Below are 19,279 nucleotides of genomic sequence, written 5' to 3'. Positions count from 1 at the left end.
GGTTCTCTCTTCCTGAACGGGGATCGGTCAGCGCACCGAGCGGACGCGGAGGATGACGCCGCCGCCGATGAGCGTGAACACCGCAGCGAGGATGTACAGGAGTGAGTAGTCGCGCTCTCCGCCCACCGACACGCTCACCGCCAGGATCGCCGAGGCGACGAGAGGGGCGAGCGCCTGCGGGATCGTCGTCGCGAACTGCGTGAGGTTGATGAAGCGGCCGGCCTCCGTCTCGCGCTCGGGCAGCACGTCGAGGAAGAGGGCCTGATCGACGGCAGAGAAGACGCCGATCGCGAGATTGCCCATGAACGCGCCGACGATGAGGAGCGGGAGGTCCTGCGCGACGAGCATGACGAGCGAGCCGGCGGCGAAGAGCACGGCGGAGCCGAGGACGAACGCCTTGCGGCGGCGGAGCTTGTCGCTGAGGAACCCGCCCGCGAAGACTCCGATGATCGTGCCGACGATGCCGATCAGGCCGACCGTCGCCACGGTGCCGCCGATCTCGTCGACGGGAAGATCGAGCCGCGAGGAGAAGAAGAAGGCGGTGTATGAGGTGTTCAGGGTGAGGCCGAAGAAGAAGAAGAAGCGGCCCAGCCAGTTCCAGGAGAAGTCGGGGTACTTGCGGGGGTTGAAGACGTACTTCGAGAGGACGATGCCGGCGGTGAGGGTCTGCTCGGCGGGTGCGGTGCGGCTGTCCTCCTCCTTCACGAACAGGACGAAGACGAGGACCAGCACCAGGGCGATCACGCCGGGGACGAGGAACAGGGCCAAAGGCTGCCCGGCGAGGGTGCCGCCGATGACCGCGCCGAACACCGGCGCGACCATGGTCGAGAAGCCGGTGATGGCTCCGACCTTGCCGCGCTGGTTCTCGGGGAGCTTGTCGGCCTGGAGAGTGGTGAAGTTCGCGACCGTCTGGCTCCAGCCGATCTGCGCGACGACCCAGCCGATGCCGAGGACGAGGATGCTCGGCGCCGCGGCCATCACGGTGAGGCCGACGAGGCCGATCCCCGTGCCGATCAGGATCCAGGGCCGACGCCGGCCGAGTCGGGTACGAGTCCGGTCGCTGAGCTGACCTCCCAGGGGGCCGACGAGCAGGGAGCCGAGCGAGCCGAGCCCCAGGAGGATCCCGAGGTACTCCTCGCCGCCCGGGGCCAGCGCCTCGACCTGGATCGCGAGCGAGATCGCGATCGGGGTGACGAAGGCCAGGTAGGCGCCGAAGATGCCCAGCGCGAGGAGGGCGATCCAGCCGCCGCTGACCTTCGGCGGCTCGGGCGGACCGCCGAGGTCGGCGGCAGCCTTCTGCTGCACAGCGTCCTCCGCCGCGAGCGTCCCGGGGATCGGGAATGCCCCTCCGCTGGGCAGAGGCGGCTGAGCGTCCTGGTCGTTCATGATGACTCCTTCGTCGGTGCTGGTCGTGAGGGGGATTCAGTGGGCGGTGAGGATGAGCGAGCGGGGAGCGCAGCCCTCGGCCGACACGGTCACGGTGATCCCGCCGGCGCCCACGGGTCGGATGATCGCGAGCGCGCGTCCGTCGTGGGTCGTGCAGCTGTCCCCGGTGAACGGCTCGTCCGTCGAGACGGCGCCGGTTCCGAGCGCCTGGAGGACAGCGGGGCCTTCGACGGCGACGTGCACGAGGCGGGGGGACGACGGGAGCAGCGTGCCCGCCGCGTCCTGCAGCGCGAGCCGCAGGTGCGCAAGGTCAGTGCCGTCGCCGCGCAGCGCGAGACGGTCGGCCACGACCGCGAGCTCGAGATCGTCGCCGGCGGAGCGGAGGACGGAACGGCCGCTCTCCACTCCGCCGGAGCTCGCCACCGCCACCAGCTCGCCCGGGTGGTAGGTCGTCTCGAAGACGGCTCGGAACGGCGACTGCGCCCCGACGACGGCGACGCCGAGCGACTCGCCGTCGAGCAGCAGCTCGACCTGCTCGGCATCGCTGTACACCTCGATCCGGACCGGGCGGCCCTCGAAGCCGGGCCACGACCAGCTGCCGAGCGCATCGGTCCACGACCACGGCGTCGAGACGACGAGCTCCTTCCCGTACCGCTCGGGTCGGCCGACCGCGATCCACGGCTCGGAGCGGAGGCCGAAGACGGTCTCGCGGAAGTAGGAGACCGGCAGGCGCTCGCCCGTGATGTCGATGTCGCCGCACCCGGCGGTGAGGGCGGGGAACGCGCCGCTGAAGCCGCTCGCCGCCGGACCGTCCTCGACGTAGCGGTTCACGCCGATGCCGACCTCGCCGAGATAGTCCCAGCCGGTCCAGGTGAAGTCGCCGATCACGCGGGAGTCGGCCTGCACGAGCGCCCAGTTGCCGGCGATCGACGACGGCCAGGTCTCGGTGCCGACGATGATCCGGTCGGGGAAGAGGTCGCGGTCGAGCTCGTAGCGGGCGTCGGCGTAGTTCATCCCGGCGGCGTCCAGCACGGCGAAGGACTCCTCGGTGCGCCGGCTCGCCTGCTCCGATGCCTGGATCCGGCCCATCATCGCGCCGAACCCGGCCATCAGAGTGTTCACTCCGCCACCGGCCTCGTCGGCCGCGGCCGAGCGCTGCGCCGCCATCTGCGGCACGATCGTGTCGATCATCGAGACGAACGGATTCACGCCGTTCGTGACGAACCTGGTCGGGTCGAGCGACCGCACCTTCTCGGCGAGGGCGCGCCCCCAGGTGGAGCCGATCGGAGTGCCGGTCTCGGGGATCTCGTTGCCGATCGAGTAGAAGACGACGCTGGGGTGATGGCGGTCCTTCGCGACCATCGCCTCGACGTCGCGCTCCCACCACTCCGGGAAATCGGCGGCGTAGTCGAAGTCGGACTTGGCCTGGGTCCACATGTCGAACGTCTCGTCCATCACGAGCATGCCGAGCCGGTCGCAGGCCTCGAGCAGCGCGCTGCTCATCGGCGCGTGCGAGCTGCGGACGGCGTTGAAGCCGGCCTCCTTGAGGATCGCTACTTTGCGCTCCTCCGCGGGCAGCATCGAGACCACGCCGAGCGGGCCGTTGTCGAGGTGGATGCAGGCGCCGCGGAGCTTCACGCTCTCGCCGTTGATCCGCAGACCGTGAGTGGGATCGAGCTGGAGCGAGCGGATCCCGAACGTGACGTTCTCCGTGTCGACGACCTCGTCGCCGTCGTGCAGAACGAGGCGGGCGTGGTGGAGGTGCGGTTCATCGACGCTCCAGAGCGCCGGATCCTCGACACGGAGGCGACGGCGGACGGTGCCCGACGTGCCGGGGAGGAGGGTGATCGGCGATCCGGAGGCGCCGACGGGCAGCCCGCGGTCGTCGCGCAGGGCGACCTCGAGCCGGTAGGTGCGGGTGAGCGGGCCGGCGTTCTCGACCAGCGCCTCGACCTCGACGAGGGCCTCGGTCGCGCTGACCTGGGGGGTCGTGATGCGGACGCCGTCGTGGGCGAGGCGCCCGGGGCGCTTCACGATCAGGTGCACGTCGCGGTGGATGCCGGCTCCCGCGTACCAGCGGCTGTCGAGAGCCGTGCGGCACTCGACCCGGATCTCGTTGTCCTCGCCGAAGCGCAGGTAGGGGTCGATGCGCACCGTGAAGCGGGAGTACCCGTAGGCGTGCCGGCCGGCGAGCTCGCCGTTCACGAACACGCCGGCGTCGCGGTAGACCCCGTCGAACTCGAGGAGCACGAGCGACCCGGCGTCCTGCTCGGGCGCCGTGTAGGTGCGGCGGTACTCGAACGCACCGCCGGGGAAGTACCCGTTCGTCTCACCACGCGGGACGTCGGCGCGACGGGTCTGCCCGATCAGCGCGTCGTGCGGCAGGTGCACCTCGGTCCAGTCGGCCGCGGAGGAGCCGCCGAGCTCGGCGAAGGCCGTCACCTTGGTGCGGAACGACCAGCCGCGCGTGAACAGCGTGCGGGTGGAGCCCTGAGGGGCGGAGTCGGTCCGGAGGTCGGAGTCGGTCGTGCTCGTCATCGAGGTCTCGCTTCAGCAGGGGTCGAGTGCGCTGGTATCGCGCGTTACGCATTCCATCACGCCGGGTAACGCGCGTCAACTCCCTCGGTAGGCTGATCCTGCAGTTGCCGCATCGACCCAGGAGACGCTGAATGGCCACCAGGAGCGAAGACGTCGCCCGCCGAGCGGGGGTCTCGCGCGGAGCCGTGAGCCAGATCCTGAACGGGCGCGGCGCCCGCTTCTCCGCGCAGACGATCGAGCGGGTCCGCGACGCCGCACGAGAGCTCGACTACCAGCCGTCGGCCGCCGGCCGTGCCCTGGCGACCGGCTCCAGCGATTTCGTCATCGCGCTCATCCCCGACACGACCTTCGGCGGCAACCTGCAGGACATCTTCGGCGCAGCCACCGAGCAGCTCGCCGAGCACGGCCTGACGCTGGTCCTGCGCCTCGCGACCGGCTCCACCGCCGCTCTCGGCCGCCTGGTCTCGGGGATGGCGCCTCGCGCCGTGATCTCGCTGACCCCGTTCACCCCCGAGGAGCGCGAGCTCCTCGAGCGCCGCGGCGTCCGCGCCTTCGACCCTCGGCGCGACTCCGAGGACCGCTTCGACCACGAGATCGGCCGCCTCCAGGCCCGCCACCTGATCGAACGCGGCTCCTCCCGCCTCGCCGTCGCCCGTCTCCACGACGCCCGCCAGGACCCGTTCGGCCAGGGCCGCGAGGAGGGCGTCCGCGAGGAGTGCCGGCGCGCCGGGCTCCCGGAACCGCAGGTCGTGCACCTCGGGATCGATCTCGACGAGGCGCTCCAGGCCCTCGATCGGCTCTCGCCCCCCGAGATCGGCATCGCCTGCTACAACGACGACGTCGCCACGTGCCTCCTCTCGGCCGCCCGGATCCGCTCCTTCGACGTGCCCGGTCAGGTCGCCCTCATCGGCATGGACCGCACCCCGCTCTCGCAGGTCACCGTGCCGCGTCTGACCACGATCTCGTTCGACACCACCGCCCCGGTGCGCACGATGATCGCGAACGTCCTCTCGACGCTCGGGGACGACGCCGGAGCCGAGCGGGCGCCGAGCACGGTCGGGTTCGAGCTCGTGCCCGGAGGCACCACCTGACCGGGTGCCGGACCGATCGCGGCCGTCGCTGACGAGGACAGGACTCCCGGCGCGGGTCGAGCGTCAGGTCAGTGCGCGCCCGGCGCGCGAACCGCGTCACCCATCCGCGAGACGGCCGTCGTGAGGATCTCGGCGGACGTCGCGAAGTTCAGCCGGATGAAGCCGGCGCCGCCGCGACCGAAGATGTGGCCGCTGTTCACAGCGACTCCCGCCTCGTCCGCGAACACCCGTGCCGCCCCGTCGAGATCGGTGGCGACGGCGAACGAGTCGCGCGGCCCGGTCTCGGAGAGGGCCAGAGCGCGGCAGTCGATCCACGCGAGGTAGGTCCCCTCCGGCGGCCGCCAGCTCAGCTGCGGCAGGTGCTCGGCGAGCAGCTCGCCCAGCAGCGTGCGCCTGCGGTCGAGGGAGGCGAGGAGGGCATCGAGCCAATCGCCCCCCTCGCGGAACGCGACCGTGTGCGCGAGGACGCCGAGGTGGCTGGGCGCGTAGTCGATCTCGGCGCGCACGCCGGCCAGGTCGCGGGCGGCCGCGGGACCCGCCGTGGCGAGCGCGGCTTTGAGGCCCGCGAGGTTCCACCCCTTGGAGGCCGAGGTGAACGCGATCGCGTCGTCGGCACCCGCGACGGAGAGGTACGGGGTGAAGACGGCGCCGGCCAGCGTCAGCGGCCCGTGGATCTCGTCCGCCAGCACCCGCACGCCGTAGCGCTGTGCCAGAGCCGCCACGCCTTCGAGCTCGGCGCGGGTCGGGACGGTGCCCGTCGGGTTGTGCGGGTTGCACAGGAGGAGGACCGTGCGGCGCCGCTGATCGCGCAGCCGCTGCAGCGCCTCCTCGATCGCATCGAGGTCGAGCCTGCCCTCGAGCGAGAGCGGGGTCTCGACCACCTCGCGACCCGAGTGGCCGATGTAGGAGAAGAACGGAGCGTAGACCGGCGAGGCGACGACGACCGCATCGCCGGGCGACGAGCTGACCTCGAGCACCTCGACGATGCCCGTCATCACGTCGCTGAACACGCGGGTCGCTCCGACCGGGAATCCGTCCCACCGCCAGCGCTCCGCCGCGAAGGAGGCGACCGCCTCGGCGAGGGCCGAGAAGCCGGCCCCGGAGGCGTACCCGGTGTCACCCGACGAGAGGGCGGCGTGCAGAGCCTCCTCGATGGGCGGAGCGAGGCGCACATCCATCTCGGCGACCCAGAGGGGGAGGACGTCGCCGGAGTGGCCGCGCCACTTCTGGCTCGTCCTGCGGCGCAGGTCGGCGAGGGCGAGGTCCTCGAGCGGGTCGAACGGAACGGTCACGGGGTCTCCTCGGGTCGAACGGGGTCGACGGTGCACCCTATCGGGGCGCACATCGGGGTCGCAGCCGGCGGAGGGGGGCGCCGACCGCGGTCGACGCCCCTCCGCTCCGGTCCTGCGACGACTACATCCCGTCGGCGATCATCGCCTCGGTGACCTCCACGTGGCGCTCGAAGGCGAGCTCGCTGAACTCGTTGTCGAAGTTCAGCCCGTAGGGGTAGATGTGGATGCCGGCGCAGCGGAGCTCGGCCTCGGGGCCGTCCCACGACTTCACGAGCGCGGTGGCCTGCGGGCCGGACCAGACGCCCGTCGAGCACTTGTCGTAGAAGGCGTCCGTGACTCCGACTCCCACTGTGTGCGAGATCTCGTGCAGGGCGGTGCCCTCCACCTGGTACCGGCGATCGGCGCCGAAGCGGATGGTGCCGTTGCCGTTGCCGTCCGCGTCGGCCGTCGGGACGGACGGCTCGTAGTAGACGTTCAGCACCTTCGTGATGTCGGTCTGCGCGTTGAAGCGGGCGACGGCGGCGTCCATCGCGGCCGTGATCCGGGCGTACGCGTCCGCCTGGTCCGGCGTCGGGTTCGCCTCCTGGTAGAGCGTGTAGGTCATCTCGCCCTCGGCGGCGACGGCCGGAGCGGCGGTCGTGCCGACGGCGGTGAGGGCGAGGCCCGCGGTCGCGGCGGCAGCGAGCAGGGTGCGGAGGGAGTGGCGGGTGCGGCTCTGCATGGTCGTCTCCTTCGATGTGTTGACGTGGACATCACGTCGACGTGCTCCACGTTAGGGCGCTGCGCCTCCCGAGAACGGGACTGTGAGGGAAAGCTCAGAAAGGCCTTTCTTCAACAAAGAAGCACTACCGGGAGCGAATGACGGCACCGCGCGGAGAACTTTCGCCGCTTTCGCCGGATCCGCGAGCGCTCGCAGACGGAATGCGGAGCCGGCGCTGAACTCAGCGCGGGTGCCGACTCGAGATCGCTGAGGAGAGCTCCAGCCCCTTAGTGGTCGCTCTCCCGGCGGTGAATGCACCTCGAGGCCCGGGCCACGAGTGGACGCGGAACAGGCGCTCAGTGCGACGCAGGGCCCGATCCGCGCCCGCTCGACCCGCGTCAGGCGTCCGAGTTGCCCGCCCAGCGGACCGTGCCCTCGGCCTCCTGTTTCGTGATGCGCGAGACCGTGCCGCAGTTGTTGCACTCGAGCAGGTACCGCGACGACACCGTGAACAGCGGGACGAAGAAGAGGGACAGCCTCGTCCGGCTCCGGATCACGCGCTGCTCGTCGCGCACTCCGCAGATGCGGCAGACGAAGACGAGCACGCGCAGGACGTCCTCGACCGAGCGGGTTCCGAAGATCAGCAGCATCCGGCGACTCTACGGATGCGCCGGGCGGCGACGGAGGGGGTTGCGCGTCCGTCCGGGGGCCGTCGCCGCGTACTGCTGGGCGAGGAGCACCGTGACGAGCGCGAGCTCGAGCAGGTCGCCTCCGTAGTACAGGAGCTGCGCCGCCTGGCGCTCGACGTCGCTCGCCGCCTCCGCGTACAGGGTCGTGCCGAGCAGGGCGTGCGCGGCGATGCTGCCGAGGACCACTCCGAACCGCAGCCCGAACGACGCGCGGTGCGGCGCCGGGTCGACGCCGACGAGCGCGGCGGCGAGCAGGCAGCCCGAGGCGAGGAAGTGCACGCCCAGCAGAGCGTGCAGCAGCGGATCCGCGTGCGCGGCCTCGAGCAGGCCCGTCGCGTGCACGAGCCACAGGGAGCCCGTCGAGAGCAGCACCGCGGGGATCGGATGCGCGAGGACGCGGGCGGGGCGGCTCCGCAGCACCCGCGACAGGCGCCGGGCGGCGGTGACGTCGAGGGCGCGGAGAGCGAGGGTGACCGGTGCCGAGGTGATGATCAGGAGCGGCGCGAGCAGGCCCAGGGCGAGGTGCGAGAGCATCGCGCCCCGCGGATCCGCGTGGGCCCACTGCGCGACGGGGCCGGTCAGCGAGGCGATCGCGACGCCGAGGCCCGAGAGCAGCAGGAGGAGCCGGCGCACCGGCCAGGGACGGCCGCGACGGGACTCGGCCCGCCTCGCTCCGACGGCGAGCGCCGCCGCGACGACGAGGGGCAGGCTCAGCAGCAGCCCGGGAGCGAGCAGGGGGTGGTCGTGCGGAGTCACGCGGCCCGCCGCGCGCGCACCGACAGCACGACCCCCGCGACGAGCAGCACCGCACCCGAGACGATCCAGGCCACGTCGTACGGCAGCAGGTCGACCTCGTAACGGACCTGGTGCACGCGGAGGAGCTTGTGGTCGACGACGCCGTCCCAGAGCTGGAAGAGCCCCGCGCCGGTGAGACCGCCCGCCACCGCGACGCCCGCCCGCAGTGCCGAACGACGCCGCGCATCCAGCAGCAGGAAGAACCCCGCGACGAGCGCGACGACCTCGACCGCGTGCAGCAGCCCGTCCGACAGCAGTCCGATCGCGGGCGTGGAGCGGTCGTAGAAGTGGTGCCAGCCGAGGATCTGGTGGAACACGATCTCGTCGACGGCGGCCATCAGCGCGATGCCGATCAGGAAGCCGCCCTGGTGGGCGCGCTCGCGCGCGAGCCGTCTCCGCGCCGTCGTCCAGGCGTGCTGCGTCGTCCCCACGGTCTCCAGACAAGCGGAGCCGCCGCGCGGGCGGGAGGGGCTTGACCGGCTTCCCGCGTCGATCCGTCGCGAACGGCGGCCGGCGACCCGCGCGAGCCGCCGATCCGTCACGAACGGCGCCCCGGCTCCCCAGCGGTCATCGATCCGTCACGAACGGCGGCCGCGGCGGGAACGCAGGACCGTTCTCGACGGATCGACCCGCTCGGACATCCGTTCGCGACGGATCGACGGGCGCCGGCTCCGCGACGGCCTCGGGGCGACCTCGCAGGGAGCGGGGGTCAGCGGGAGCGCGTCGAGTAGTCGTGCTCGGGGTCGTGCCCCGGCCAGACCTCGGTCGCGGCCTGCGCGGCCAGGTCGGCGAGGCGGTCGATCGACGCCTGAGCCGCGTCCGCATCACCGGGGCGCGCGGTCCAGCCGCAGGGTGTGCGCTCGTCGAGGTTGCGGCGGAGGTCGGCCGCATCGCAGGCGAGCACGATCGCGGTCTCGCCGAGCTCGACCCGGAACGACTGGTGGCCCGGGGTGTGCCCACGGGTGTCGAGCGCCGTCACTCCGGGGGCGAGCGCGGTGTCGCCGTCGAGCAGCAGGAGCTCGACGTCGGCGTCGAGGAGATCCGCGGGGACCACCGTCTCGCGCCGGCCGATGCCCTCGGCGAGCCACTCCCACTCCCGGCGCTGCAGCGCGACGGGCATGCCGGCGGGGACCAGCCGCAGGCCACCGGTGTGGTCGAGGTGCAGGTGCGAGAGGGCGCAGAGCGCGAGGTCCTCCCAGCGCAGGCCGGCCGCGGCGATCCCCTCGGCCAGGGCGTCGCCGGGCGGCACGACGGCGGTGTAGCTCTCGTAGTCGTAGTGCGCCGCCCGCAGCGCGGGATCGCGCACCTTCGCGAGGTCGAAGCCGCCGTCGATCAGGATCCAGCCGCCCGGATGGACGATCGCGGCGGCGGTGACCGGTTCGAGCAGGAATCGGGCGGGGTCGCCGCCGCGCAGCGAGATCGACTCGGGGATCGGCTCCCAGCCCACGACGAGCGGCACGAGTCGCTCGGGCGGACCGAGGAGCGGGAGCGAGGCGGTCCAGTCGCGGACGGTGGGCACCGGGTCTCCTTGCGGTCGGCAGAGATTGGATCCAATATGGAGGGAACGGAATCCATTCTGCACGACGGAGGAGCACATGTCCGGCGCGATCCCCCTGAACATCCCGATCAGCACCGAGATGCTGCACTGGGGCCGGCGCCCGACCTACGAGATGGTCGAGCGGATCGAGGACGGCTACCCCTCCGACGTCTCGCGCTGGCTGATAGGCGCCCACACAGGGACGCACGTCGACGCGCCGTCCCACTTCGTGCCGGGCGGCGCGACCGTCGACGAGATCGCGCTGGACAGCGTCGTCGGCCCGGTCCGCGTGCTCGATCTGCGCCACGTCGAGGAGGAGATCACCGCCGACGACCTCGCCGCGGCCGGTGCCGACGGGGCGCAGCGCGTGCTGTTCCGCACCCGCAACTCGGTCGACGCGCTGACCCGGACGACGAAGTCCGAGACCTGGGTCGGACTCGGTCCGAGCGGCGCGCAGTGGCTCGTCGAGCGCGGAGTGCTGTTCGCGGGGATCGACTACATGACCATGGAGGCGCCCGCCCACACCGAGGAGTGGCCGACACACGTCGCGCTCTGCGGCGCGGGCATCGTGATCCTCGAGAACGCGGACCTCTCACGCGTGGAGCCCGGCGACTACCTGATGGTCTGCCAGCCCGTGGCGTTCGAGGGCCGCGAGGCGGCTCCCGCGCCGACCGTCCTGCTCCCGCTGCCGGCGTGACCGGCGACGCCGGGGTGCGCCCGCGCTCGGCGGGGCACCCCGGCGGTGGGGGCCGGTGCGCGTCAGACGCCCGCGGGCTCGAGGACTCCGGACTGCTCCTCGTCGAGCTCGCGGCGCACGGTGCGCTCGCCGTCGAGCTCGCGGGAGGAGCGCGGAGCGAGCAGCCCGACGACCACGAAGGTCCCGAACCCGATCGCCGCCGCGACGAGCGTGGCGTAGCCGTCGAAGCCGGCTCCGATCAGGTCGTTCGGCACGTAGAGGATGTCGTTCGGCATTCCGTAGAGCGTCGGGGTGAGCGCCAGGAACACGATCCGCACGGCGAAGCCGACGCCCGCCGCGACGAGCGCGGCCGTCACCCCGGGGCGCTTCCAGAAGAGCCCGATGAGGAACGGCGCCGCGAGGCACGCGAGCATGAGGTCGAAGGCGAGGGTCAGCAGGATGCCGGTCTGGCTCACCCTGATCGCCAGGAACGATCCGAGGATCACGATGGGGATCATCGCGACGCGGGTCCACTTCAGCAGCGGATCCGCACCGGCGCCGGTGTGGCGGCGGACCGAGAGGACGTTGCGCACGACGATCGCCGACGTGGCCAGGATCGCTCCGGACGCGGTCGAGAACGAGGCGGCCACGACTCCCGAGAGCACCAGGATCGCGATGAGCGGCGGCGCGTAGTCGTCGAGCAGGGTGAACAGGATCGGCCCGTCGGCCGCCGTGATGCCCAGGACGGCGCTCGCGGTGAGCGCCACGATCGCGAAGATCGTGCCGATGGCCGCGGTGCCGGCGGCGGCGGCGAAGCACGCGCGACGGGCGACCTCGGGCGACTTGGCGCCGAAGATCCGCTGCATGAAGTCGATGGCGACGAGATCGCCGATGCCGAGTGCGACGAGCGTGGCCCAGTTCACGGGAGCGCCCATGGCCGGGTCGGTCAGCTGCTCGAAGTCGAACGGTCCCATGCCCTCGGGGATCACGATGCCGTAGGCCAGCGCGACCCACACGAGCAGCGAGACCGCGGCGACGACGGTGATGACGGTCTGGATCGCGGCCGTGTAGGCGTCCGAGAACAGACCGCCGGCGATCGTGTAGGTCAGCACGAGGGCGACCGAGAGGATCACGCCCCAGGCGTAGGGGATCGCAGCGAAGCGCTCGAGCAGGAAGCCGCAGGCGACGAGGTTGCCCGCGAGCAGGATCGTGAACGAGAGCACCATGATCACCGACGCGACGATCTCGGTGGTGCGGTCGTAGCGCATCCGGAAGAAGTCGGCGAGCGTGAAGAGCTTCATCGCGTTCATGGGCCTGGCCAGGAACAGGCCGGTGATGAGCAGGCAGATCGCGAGTCCGATGGCGAGCGAGGCGCCCGCCCAGAAGCCGAACTGCGAGGTGAGGTCGGTGTTGCCGACGGTGGCGTTGGAGTCGACCGCCGCGGCGGTGAGCGAGACCGCGACGAGCGGGATGCCCAGGCGGCGGCCCGCGACGAGGTAGTTGGCGCTGTCGCCGTCGATCTTGCGGGCGACCGCGATGCCGACGGCCAGGACCACCAGGACGGTGATCCCCACTCCGAGGATGATCATGCGTGCTCCAGGATGCTCGGTGGTGCGGCGGGGTGTTTCTATCGGTTGATAGACACGGATCCTGCCGCGCCCGGAGGCGCCGAGTTTTTCGGGCGTGCAACGATCGCGTTAACTCCGGCGCGCGGGGCGGCGGCCGGGTGGCGGGGCGCCGCGGTCGAGTACGCGGAAGTTGTCGTACTCGAGGCCCCAGTACGACAACTTGTGCGGAGTGGCCTAGCAGGCGCGGCGCGGAGGGGCGGACGCGCAGGCGAGTGTCCGAAAGTTGTCGTACTCGACGGCCGAGTACGACAACTTCCGCGGAGTGGACGGGCCGCTCAGGTGCCGCTGCGCGGACCCGCGGGCGAGTATCCAGAAGTTGTCGTGCTGGAGGGGCGAGGACGACGACTTCGGAGGAGTGGTCGGGCCGCTCGCGCGCAGATGCCTGGACGCGCGGGCGGGTGTCCAAGAGTTGTCGTACTCGAGGGCCGAGTACGACGACTTTCGAGGAGTGGGCGGGTCGGCGGGTCAGCGCAGGTGCGCGAGGAGTCCGGGGCCTGCGGCGAGCGCCTCCGCGACGTCCGCGCGGTCGAGGTCGAGCACGCGCAGGGCGGCGAGCGCCACGGCCTCGCCCTGGCGCTCGAGGTCGACGCCGGGTCGCCGGCGCTGCAGGATGACGTTCTCGACGAGGGCGAGCACGAGCCCCGCTCCGACCTCGACGTCGTCGGCTCCGCACGCCGCGACGAGCGTGCGGTAGGCGGTCTCGAGCTCGGAGCGCCGCTCGCGGAACGCGGCGAACCGCTCGTCGCCGAGCTCGGGCAGCAGGTAGAGGGCGCCGACGTTGTGCTCGCCCGCCGAGAGCAGCCGCACGTCCGACACGCAGAGCGCCCACAGCCGCGCCGCGGGGGACTCGTCGCGCGCCAGGAGCTGCGCGGCCGCGTCGAGCGAGGGCTGCACGGTGCCGAGCAGGAGCTCGAGCAACACCGCGTGCTTGCCCGCGAAGTGGTGGTAGAGCGACGCCTGGCGGATCCCGGCCGCCGCCGCGATCGCGTGAGTGCTCGTGCTGCCGAAGCCCTCGGTGCAGAAGAGCGCGGCGCCGGCGGCGAGGATGTCGGCGCGCGTGCCGAGGCCGGTGAGCGAGGCTCCGGAGGCGCGGGGCCGTCCGGTGGGTGCGCTGGCCATGCGCTCGACGGTAGCAGCGGCGCGCTGCCGGTCCGGCCGGGGTCCCTGCCGCGCTCTCCTCCGCCCTCCTCCAGAAGCTGCGGTGACGGCGCGCACTTCCCGCAACTTCTGGAGGACAGCGCAGCCACCACTCCGCGCCCCTCCAAGAGCTGCGGTGACGGCGCGCACTTCCCGCAACTTCTCCGGAAGGGCGACAGCCCGAGTCGCCACCGCCCGCCGGAGCGACCGGAGACGGAACCGCGCCCCTCCAGAACTTGCGGTGACGGCGCGCACTTACCGCAACTTCTGGAGGACGGCGAGGCCACCACTCCGTGCCCCTCCACAAGTTGCGGTGACCGCGCGCGCTTACCGCAACTTCTGGAGGACGGCGGCGAGGGCGCCCGCCGCGCCCGAAACACGATCGCAACACCGGGGTCACGCCCGTGACACCGGCCCGTGATCGACTTCCTGTCGACCGACAGAAAGCCCGGGCGACTCGGAGCACCACCGAGAGAAGGCGCAGAGCGATGACCGCATCGACCACCTCCACCACGGCGGGCGCCCGTGCGCACGCCCGAGCCCAGGAGGGCACGGCCGCCGAGACGGGCCCGCTCGTGCCCGCGAGCCTGCACGCCGATCCTCCGGCCGGCGTCGCAGCGGAGGACCTGCGCTGGTCCGAGCGGATCGCCGGCGGCGGCTACGCCCACCGGGCCCTCGCCCGCGGCACGCATCTCCGCCTGACCGACGTCACCGGCGACGCCTGCGTCTCTCTCCTGCTCTACAGCGCCGCCGGCACGCACGAGCGCCTCAACGTCGCCGACACCGTGAAGGTGCAGTGGCAGGTCTACGCCGGCGCCGGGCAGCTGCTGCTGAGCGATCAGGGCCGCGTGCTCGCGAGCACCGTCGCCGACGACTCCGGCCACCACGACACGATCTTCGGAACCACCGCGCTCGCCCGCAACGTCGAGCGCTACGGCGACGGCTCCCCGCAGGGGCCCTCCCCGGCGGGCCGCGAGCTGCTGCTGCTGGGCGCCGCGAAGCAGGGGCTCGGCCGCCGGGACCTCGCGCCGAGCGTCTCGTACTTCCAGGGCGTGCGGATCCGCGCGGACGGCTCCCCCGAGTTCCTCGGCAGCGCCGGGCCGGGCCGCTCGGTCGTCCTGCGCCTCGAGATGCCGGCGATCGTCCTCCTGGCGAACACCGCGCATCCTCTCGACCCCCGGCCGGCGTACTCGTGCGGACCCGTCGACGTCCTCGCCTGGCGCGGCGAGCCGGCGGGGCCGGACGATCCGCTCCGCTCCGCCACTCCGGAGGGGCGCCGCGCGTTCCTGAACACCGACGACTTCCTGCAGGCGAGGGGCATCGCATGAGCACCGACCACGGCACCGAGATCCATCGCGAGACCGTCGCCGCCCGCGCGCCCTGGTCACGCGTGCTGCGAGCAGGCGAGGTCCTCGTGATCGTCGACGTCGACGGCAACCAGGCCGTCGACTTCCTCGCGTACGACGCCGAGGACCGCACCGCGTACTCGGCGGCGGCCACCCTGCAGGCGCAGACGAGCGTCTACCTCACCACCGGCTCGGTGCTGCGCGACGCCGAGCACCGCCCACTGCTGAGCGTGATCGCGACCGACGTCGAGCGCCACGACACTCTCGGCGGCGCCTGCTCGAAGGAGAGCAACACCCTCCGCTACGGCTTCCACACCTACTCCCAGCACGCCTGCGCCGAGAACTTCGTCGCCGAGCTCTCGCGCCACGGGATGGGCAAGCGCGACCAGGTCTCGAACGTGAACTGGTTCATGAACGTGCCCGTCGATCCCGACGGCGCGCTCGGCATCGTCGACGGCATCTCCTCCCCCGGCCTGAGCGTCACCCTGCGCGCCGAGCGCGACACCCTCGTGGTCGTCTCGAACTGCCCGCAGATCAACAACCCCTGCAACGGATTCGACCCCTCGCGCGCCGAGATGATCGTCTTCGACGGAGTGGCCGCGCGATGAGCTTCGACACCCTGCTGGTCGCCAACCGCGGCGAGATCGCGGTCCGGATCCTGCGGACGGCGAAGCGGATCGGGCTGCGCACCGTCGCCGTCCACTCCGACGCCGACCTCGGCGCCGCCCACGTCGCCCTCGCCGACGAGGCCGTGCGGATCGGCCCGGCGGCCGCGAGCGAGAGCTACCTGCGGATCGACCGGATCCTCGAGGCCGCCCGCGCGACCGGCGCCGGCGCGATCCATCCCGGCTACGGGTTCCTCAGCGAGAACGCGGACTTCGCCCGCGCCTGCGAGGCCGCCGGGATCGTCTTCGTCGGACCGACCCCCGAGCAGCTCGAGATCTTCGGCGCCAAGCACACCGCGCGCGACGCCGCCGAACGCGCCGGAGTGCCGATGCTCGCCGGAACCGGCCTGCTCGAGGACGCCGACCACGCCGCGCTGGAGGCGGCCCGGATCGGCTACCCCGTGATGCTCAAGGCGACCGCGGGGGGCGGCGGCATCGGCATGCGCGCCTGCCGCGACGAGACCGAGCTGCGCACGGCGTGGCGCGAGGTGCGCCGCCTCGCCGAGGCCGGCTTCTCCTCCGCCGGCGTGTTCCTCGAGCGGCTCGTCGAGCGCGCGCGCCACGTCGAGGTGCAGGTGTTCGGCGACGGCCTCGGCCGCGTCCTCACCCTCGGCGACCGCGACTGCTCGCTCCAGCGCCGCAATCAGAAGGTGATCGAGGAGAGTCCCGCACCCGATCTGCCCGAGTCCGTGCGCACCGGCATCGCGGAGGCGTCGGCCCGGCTCTGCGCCGACGCGGGCTACCGCAGCGCCGGCACCGTCGAGTACATCTACGACCCCGTGCGGCAGGAGGCGGCGTTCCTCGAGGTCAACACGCGCCTGCAGGTCGAGCACCCGGTGACGGAGTCGCGCTACGGCATCGACCTCGTCGAGTGGATGCTGCGCCTCGCGCAGGGCGAGACGTCGTTCCTGGACGCAGTGCCGGAGCCGTCGGGCGCGGCCGTCGAGGCCCGCCTCTACGCCGAGAACCCGGACCTCGGCAACGTGCCGAGCTCGGGCACGATCACCGCCGTCGAGTACCCGGACGGAGCGCGGATCGACGGCTGGATCCGCGCCGGCAGCGAGGTCTCGACGGCCTACGACCCGCTCCTGGCGAAGTTGATCGTGCACGGCGAGGACCGCGCGGCCGCCTGGGCCGCGCTGGGCGAGGCACTCGCAGCGACCCGCGTGGACGGCATCGCCACGAACACCGGCCTCCTGCGCGCGATCGCCGCCGAGCCGTCGGTGCTCGCCGCCGAGCACTCCACCGCGACCCTCGACGGGATCCGCGACGCCAGTCCGCGCCTCGAGGTGCTGAAGGGCGGCATGCTCACCACGGTGCAGGACCTGCCCGGCCGCCTCGGCTACTGGCCGGTCGGCATCCCGCCGTCGGGGCCGATGGACGCGCTGTCGTTCCGGCTGGGCAACGAGGCGCTCGGGAACCCCGCCTCGGCGCCCGGCCTCGAGATCACGATGAGCGGGCCGACCCTCCGCTTCCACAGCGCGGCCCGCGTCGTGCTGACGGGCGCCCCCGCCCCGGCGACGCTCGACGGCGCGCCGGTCGCCGCGTGGGAGCCGGTCGAGGTCCCCGCCGGCGGCGTGCTCGCGATCGGCACGGCCGAGCGCGGCATGCGGATGTACCTGCTGGTCGAGGGCGGTCTCGACGTGCCGCTGATCCTCGGGTCGGCGAGCACCTTCGACCTCGGCGCGATCGGCGGCCACGCCGGGCGCGCGCTGGCCCCGGGCGACGTCCTCGGGATCAGGACGCCCGCGACCGCGCACCCGGTCGCTCCGGTACCGCCGGCAGCGCGGCCCGAGTTCCCCACCGCGTGGGCGATCGCGGCCCTCGAGGGCCCGCACGCCGCTCCGGACTTCTTCACCGAGGAGGACATGGCCGTCTTCTACGACACCGACTGGAGCGTGCACTTCAACTCGGCGCGCACCGGGGTCCGGCTGGTCGGCCCGAAGCCGCGCTGGGCGCGTCCGGACGGCGGGGAGGCGGGGCTGCACCCCTCGAACATCCACGACACCCCGTACGCGGTGGGCGCCGTCGACTACACGGGCGACCTGCCGATCCTGCTGGGACCCGACGGCCCGAGCCTGGGCGGATTCACCTGCCCCGCGACCGTCGCGACCGGGCACCTGTGGCGCCTGGGCCAGCTCCGTCCGGGCGACACGGTGCGCTTCGTGCCGGTCACCTCCGCCCAGGCCGCGGGACTGCTCGACGCGCCGCTCGACGTGCCCTCCGCAGGTCGCGCCGCCGTCGAGGACGAGGGCGTCCTGCACCGCCTGCCCGCCCGGGACGGCGCGCCCTCGGTGGTGCTTCGGCGCAGCGGAGACGCGAACCTGCTCGTCGAGGTCGGCGAGATGAGCCTCGAGATCGCCTCCCGCATGCGGGTGCACGCGATCGCCGAGACGCTCGAGGCCGCGGGACTGCCCGGGGTGATCGAGCTGACGCCGGGCATCCGCTCGCTTCAGGTGCACTTCGACCCCCGCACCACGAGCACCGAGGCGATCGCCGAGGCGGTCCTCGCGGCGGAGGCGGTGCTGCCCGCCACCGCGGACCTCCGCGTCCCGAGTCGCACCGTCCACCTCCCGCTGGCGTGGGACGACCCGTCCACGCGCGAGGCGATCCGCCGCTACATGGCGGGCGTGCGGGACGACGCTCCGTGGTGCCCCTGGAACATCGAGTTCATCCGCCGCATCAACGGGCTCGAGAGCGTCGACGACGTGTACCGCACGGTGTTCGAGGCCGAGTACCTGGTGCTGGGTCTCGGCGACGTCTACCTCGGCGCGCCCGTCGCGACTCCGCTCGACCCCCGGCACCGCCTGGTGACCACCAAGTACAACCCGGCGCGCACCTGGACCCCGCAGAACGCCGTCGGCATCGGCGGCGCGTACCTCTGCATCTACGGGATGGAGGGCCCGGGCGGCTACCAGTTCGTCGGCCGCACCGTGCCGATCTGGTCGACGCACCACCAGGCCGGGGCGTTCGAGGAGGGCGTGCCGTGGCTGCTGCGGTTCTTCGACCGCATCCGCTGGTACCCGGTCGAGCCGGAGGAGCTGCTCGAGCTGCGCGCCGAGATGGCCGCCGGGCGGCTGCCGCTGCGGATCGAGGAGGGCGAGTTCTCGCTCGCCGAGTACGAGGAGTTCCTCGCCGAGAACGCGTCGGGGATCGCGGAGTTCCGCGAGGGGCAGGCCGCGGCGTTCGGCGCCGAGCGCGACGCGTGGCGGGCGTCGGGCGAGTTCGACCGCGAGGACGCGGTGCCCGCTCCCGCCGACGGGCCGGCGGTCGTCGTGCCCGAGGGCTGCGAGGCGGTCGAGGCGCCGTTCGTCGCGACGGTGTTCCGCCTCGATGTGGCCGTCGGCGACCTCGTCGAGGCCGGTCAGACCCTCGTCGCCCTCGAGGCGATGAAGATGGAGGCGCTCGTCACCGCTCCGACGACCGGCCGCGTGGTCGAGGTCGTCGCCGAGGTGGGCGTCCAGGTGGCGGCGGGCGCTGTGCTCGTCGTCCTCGAACCGATCGCCGAGGAGGCAGCGGCATGACGATCCAGGATCCCGCGGCGCACGTCGCCGAGCGCTACGGTCGGCTGCGCTCCCGCCCGGAGGCGTTCATCGTGCTCCGTCCCGAGGCCGAGGTGGCGGCCGAGCTCGCCGCGGTCGATCCGGCGCTCCCGCTCGCGGGGCTGCTCTTCGCCGTGAAGGGCAACATCGACGTGGCGGGCCTGCCGACGACGGCCGCCTGCCCGGCATTCGCGTACGACCCGGCCGAGGACGCGACGACCGTGGCACGGCTGCGCGCGGCCGGCGCGGTGGTGCTC

Annotated in this window: 16 protein-coding genes; 6 read left to right on the top strand and 10 right to left on the bottom strand. The window is 72.6% G+C overall.

All coding sequences use genetic code 11. The annotated features are described in order from the left end of the window. Positions 1-27: 27 nt before the first annotated feature. Together NB037_RS03750 and NB037_RS03745 are read right to left on the bottom strand one after the other, a co-directional pair. Positions 28-1,386 carry an MFS transporter gene (locus tag NB037_RS03750; protein ID WP_251943810.1) on the bottom strand — a complete coding sequence of 453 codons (1,359 nt, stop codon included), beginning with the start codon at positions 1,384-1,386 and terminating at the stop codon, positions 28-30. 36 nt (positions 1,387-1,422) lie between these two features. Beyond that, positions 1,423-3,924, bottom strand: coding sequence for a glycoside hydrolase family 2 TIM barrel-domain containing protein (locus tag NB037_RS03745; RefSeq protein WP_251943808.1), 2,502 nt, complete (start codon positions 3,922-3,924; stop codon positions 1,423-1,425). A 131-nt stretch (positions 3,925-4,055) separates the two neighbouring features. Here NB037_RS03745 and NB037_RS03740 point away from each other — a divergent pair, with 131 nt between their 5' ends. Then, positions 4,056-5,015: a LacI family DNA-binding transcriptional regulator gene (locus tag NB037_RS03740; protein ID WP_251943806.1), complete on the top strand. Its 960-nt coding sequence runs from the start codon at positions 4,056-4,058 to the stop codon at positions 5,013-5,015. A gap of 68 nt (positions 5,016-5,083) precedes the next feature. On the opposite strand, the gene NB037_RS03735 is transcribed toward NB037_RS03740, so the two are convergent. From NB037_RS03735 to NB037_RS03710, 6 genes are all read right to left on the bottom strand, one after another. Then, a complete protein-coding gene (locus NB037_RS03735) occupies positions 5,084-6,307 on the bottom strand; it encodes a MalY/PatB family protein (protein WP_251943804.1) in 1,224 nt (407 codons plus the stop codon). A 121-nt stretch (positions 6,308-6,428) separates the two neighbouring features. Next, complete coding sequence (locus NB037_RS03730) at positions 6,429-7,028, bottom strand: hypothetical protein (RefSeq protein ID WP_251943803.1); 600 nt, start codon at positions 7,026-7,028, stop codon at positions 6,429-6,431. A gap of 377 nt (positions 7,029-7,405) precedes the next feature. Then, positions 7,406-7,657: a zinc-ribbon domain-containing protein gene (locus NB037_RS03725; RefSeq protein WP_251943800.1), complete on the bottom strand. Its 252-nt coding sequence runs from the start codon at positions 7,655-7,657 to the stop codon at positions 7,406-7,408. Positions 7,658-7,666: 9 nt separating this feature from the next. Further along, on the bottom strand, positions 7,667-8,452 hold the full coding sequence (locus tag NB037_RS03720; RefSeq protein ID WP_251943798.1) for a cytochrome c oxidase assembly protein: 786 nt from the start codon (positions 8,450-8,452) through the stop codon (positions 7,667-7,669). Further along, on the bottom strand, positions 8,449-8,922 hold the full coding sequence (locus NB037_RS03715; RefSeq protein WP_251943795.1) for a DUF2243 domain-containing protein: 474 nt from the start codon (positions 8,920-8,922) through the stop codon (positions 8,449-8,451). The genes NB037_RS03720 and NB037_RS03715 overlap by 4 nt, the downstream gene beginning before the upstream one ends. Before the next feature lie 278 nt (positions 8,923-9,200). Next, complete coding sequence (locus tag NB037_RS03710; RefSeq protein ID WP_251943792.1) at positions 9,201-10,010, bottom strand: N-acyl homoserine lactonase family protein; 810 nt, start codon at positions 10,008-10,010, stop codon at positions 9,201-9,203. A gap of 76 nt (positions 10,011-10,086) precedes the next feature. Here NB037_RS03710 and NB037_RS03705 point away from each other — a divergent pair, with 76 nt between their 5' ends. Then, positions 10,087-10,725: a cyclase family protein gene (locus NB037_RS03705; protein WP_251943789.1), complete on the top strand. Its 639-nt coding sequence runs from the start codon at positions 10,087-10,089 to the stop codon at positions 10,723-10,725. 62 nt (positions 10,726-10,787) lie between these two features. On the opposite strand, the gene NB037_RS03700 is transcribed toward NB037_RS03705, so the two are convergent. After that, entirely contained in the window at positions 10,788-12,293 is a 1,506-nt protein-coding gene (locus NB037_RS03700) for a high affinity choline transporter 1 (RefSeq protein WP_251943787.1), read from the bottom strand. Positions 12,294-12,797: 504 nt separating this feature from the next. Next, complete coding sequence (locus NB037_RS03695; protein WP_251943786.1) at positions 12,798-13,451, bottom strand: TetR/AcrR family transcriptional regulator; 654 nt, start codon at positions 13,449-13,451, stop codon at positions 12,798-12,800. A 506-nt stretch (positions 13,452-13,957) separates the two neighbouring features. On the opposite strand from NB037_RS03695, the gene NB037_RS03690 reads away from it, so the two are divergent. From NB037_RS03690 to NB037_RS03675, 4 genes are all read left to right on the top strand, one after another. Then, positions 13,958-14,797: an urea amidolyase associated protein UAAP1 gene (locus NB037_RS03690; protein WP_251943783.1), complete on the top strand. Its 840-nt coding sequence runs from the start codon at positions 13,958-13,960 to the stop codon at positions 14,795-14,797. Beyond that, positions 14,794-15,423: an urea amidolyase associated protein UAAP2 gene (locus NB037_RS03685; protein ID WP_251943781.1), complete on the top strand. Its 630-nt coding sequence runs from the start codon at positions 14,794-14,796 to the stop codon at positions 15,421-15,423. Before NB037_RS03690 ends, NB037_RS03685 begins: the two co-directional genes overlap by 4 nt. After that, a complete protein-coding gene (gene uca / locus NB037_RS03680; RefSeq protein WP_251943780.1) occupies positions 15,420-19,004 on the top strand; it encodes an urea carboxylase in 3,585 nt (1,194 codons plus the stop codon). Before NB037_RS03685 ends, uca begins: the two co-directional genes overlap by 4 nt. Continuing rightward, positions 19,001-19,279: amidase family protein (locus NB037_RS03675; protein ID WP_251943777.1), on the top strand; the 279-nt coding region annotated here is incomplete at its 3' end. The genes uca and NB037_RS03675, both read left to right, overlap by 4 nt.

This window comes from Rathayibacter rubneri (assembly GCF_023743255.1).
Taxonomy (GTDB): domain Bacteria; phylum Actinomycetota; class Actinomycetes; order Actinomycetales; family Microbacteriaceae; genus Rathayibacter; species Rathayibacter rubneri.
Note: the sequence above shows the minus strand (reverse complement) of the source record. Positions and strands in the feature narration are given on the sequence as shown.

Excerpts from the sequence above, each read along its gene's own strand:
- NB037_RS03750 (WP_251943810.1), bottom strand. The coding sequence starts at position 1,386 with ATGAACGACCAGGACGCTCAGCCGCCTCTGCCCAGCGGAGGGGCATTC.
- NB037_RS03745 (WP_251943808.1), bottom strand. The coding sequence starts at position 3,924 with ATGACGAGCACGACCGACTCCGACCTCCGGACCGACTCCGCCCCTCAG.
- NB037_RS03740 (WP_251943806.1), top strand. The coding sequence starts at position 4,056 with ATGGCCACCAGGAGCGAAGACGTCGCCCGCCGAGCGGGGGTCTCGCGC.
- NB037_RS03730 (WP_251943803.1), bottom strand. The coding sequence starts at position 7,028 with ATGCAGAGCCGCACCCGCCACTCCCTCCGCACCCTGCTCGCTGCCGCC.
- NB037_RS03725 (WP_251943800.1), bottom strand. The coding sequence starts at position 7,657 with ATGCTGCTGATCTTCGGAACCCGCTCGGTCGAGGACGTCCTGCGCGTG.
- NB037_RS03705 (WP_251943789.1), top strand. The coding sequence starts at position 10,087 with ATGTCCGGCGCGATCCCCCTGAACATCCCGATCAGCACCGAGATGCTG.
- NB037_RS03700 (WP_251943787.1), bottom strand. The coding sequence starts at position 12,293 with ATGATCATCCTCGGAGTGGGGATCACCGTCCTGGTGGTCCTGGCCGTC.
- NB037_RS03695 (WP_251943786.1), bottom strand. The coding sequence starts at position 13,451 with ATGGCCAGCGCACCCACCGGACGGCCCCGCGCCTCCGGAGCCTCGCTC.
- NB037_RS03690 (WP_251943783.1), top strand. The coding sequence starts at position 13,958 with ATGACCGCATCGACCACCTCCACCACGGCGGGCGCCCGTGCGCACGCC.
- NB037_RS03685 (WP_251943781.1), top strand. The coding sequence starts at position 14,794 with ATGAGCACCGACCACGGCACCGAGATCCATCGCGAGACCGTCGCCGCC.
- uca (WP_251943780.1), top strand. The coding sequence starts at position 15,420 with ATGAGCTTCGACACCCTGCTGGTCGCCAACCGCGGCGAGATCGCGGTC.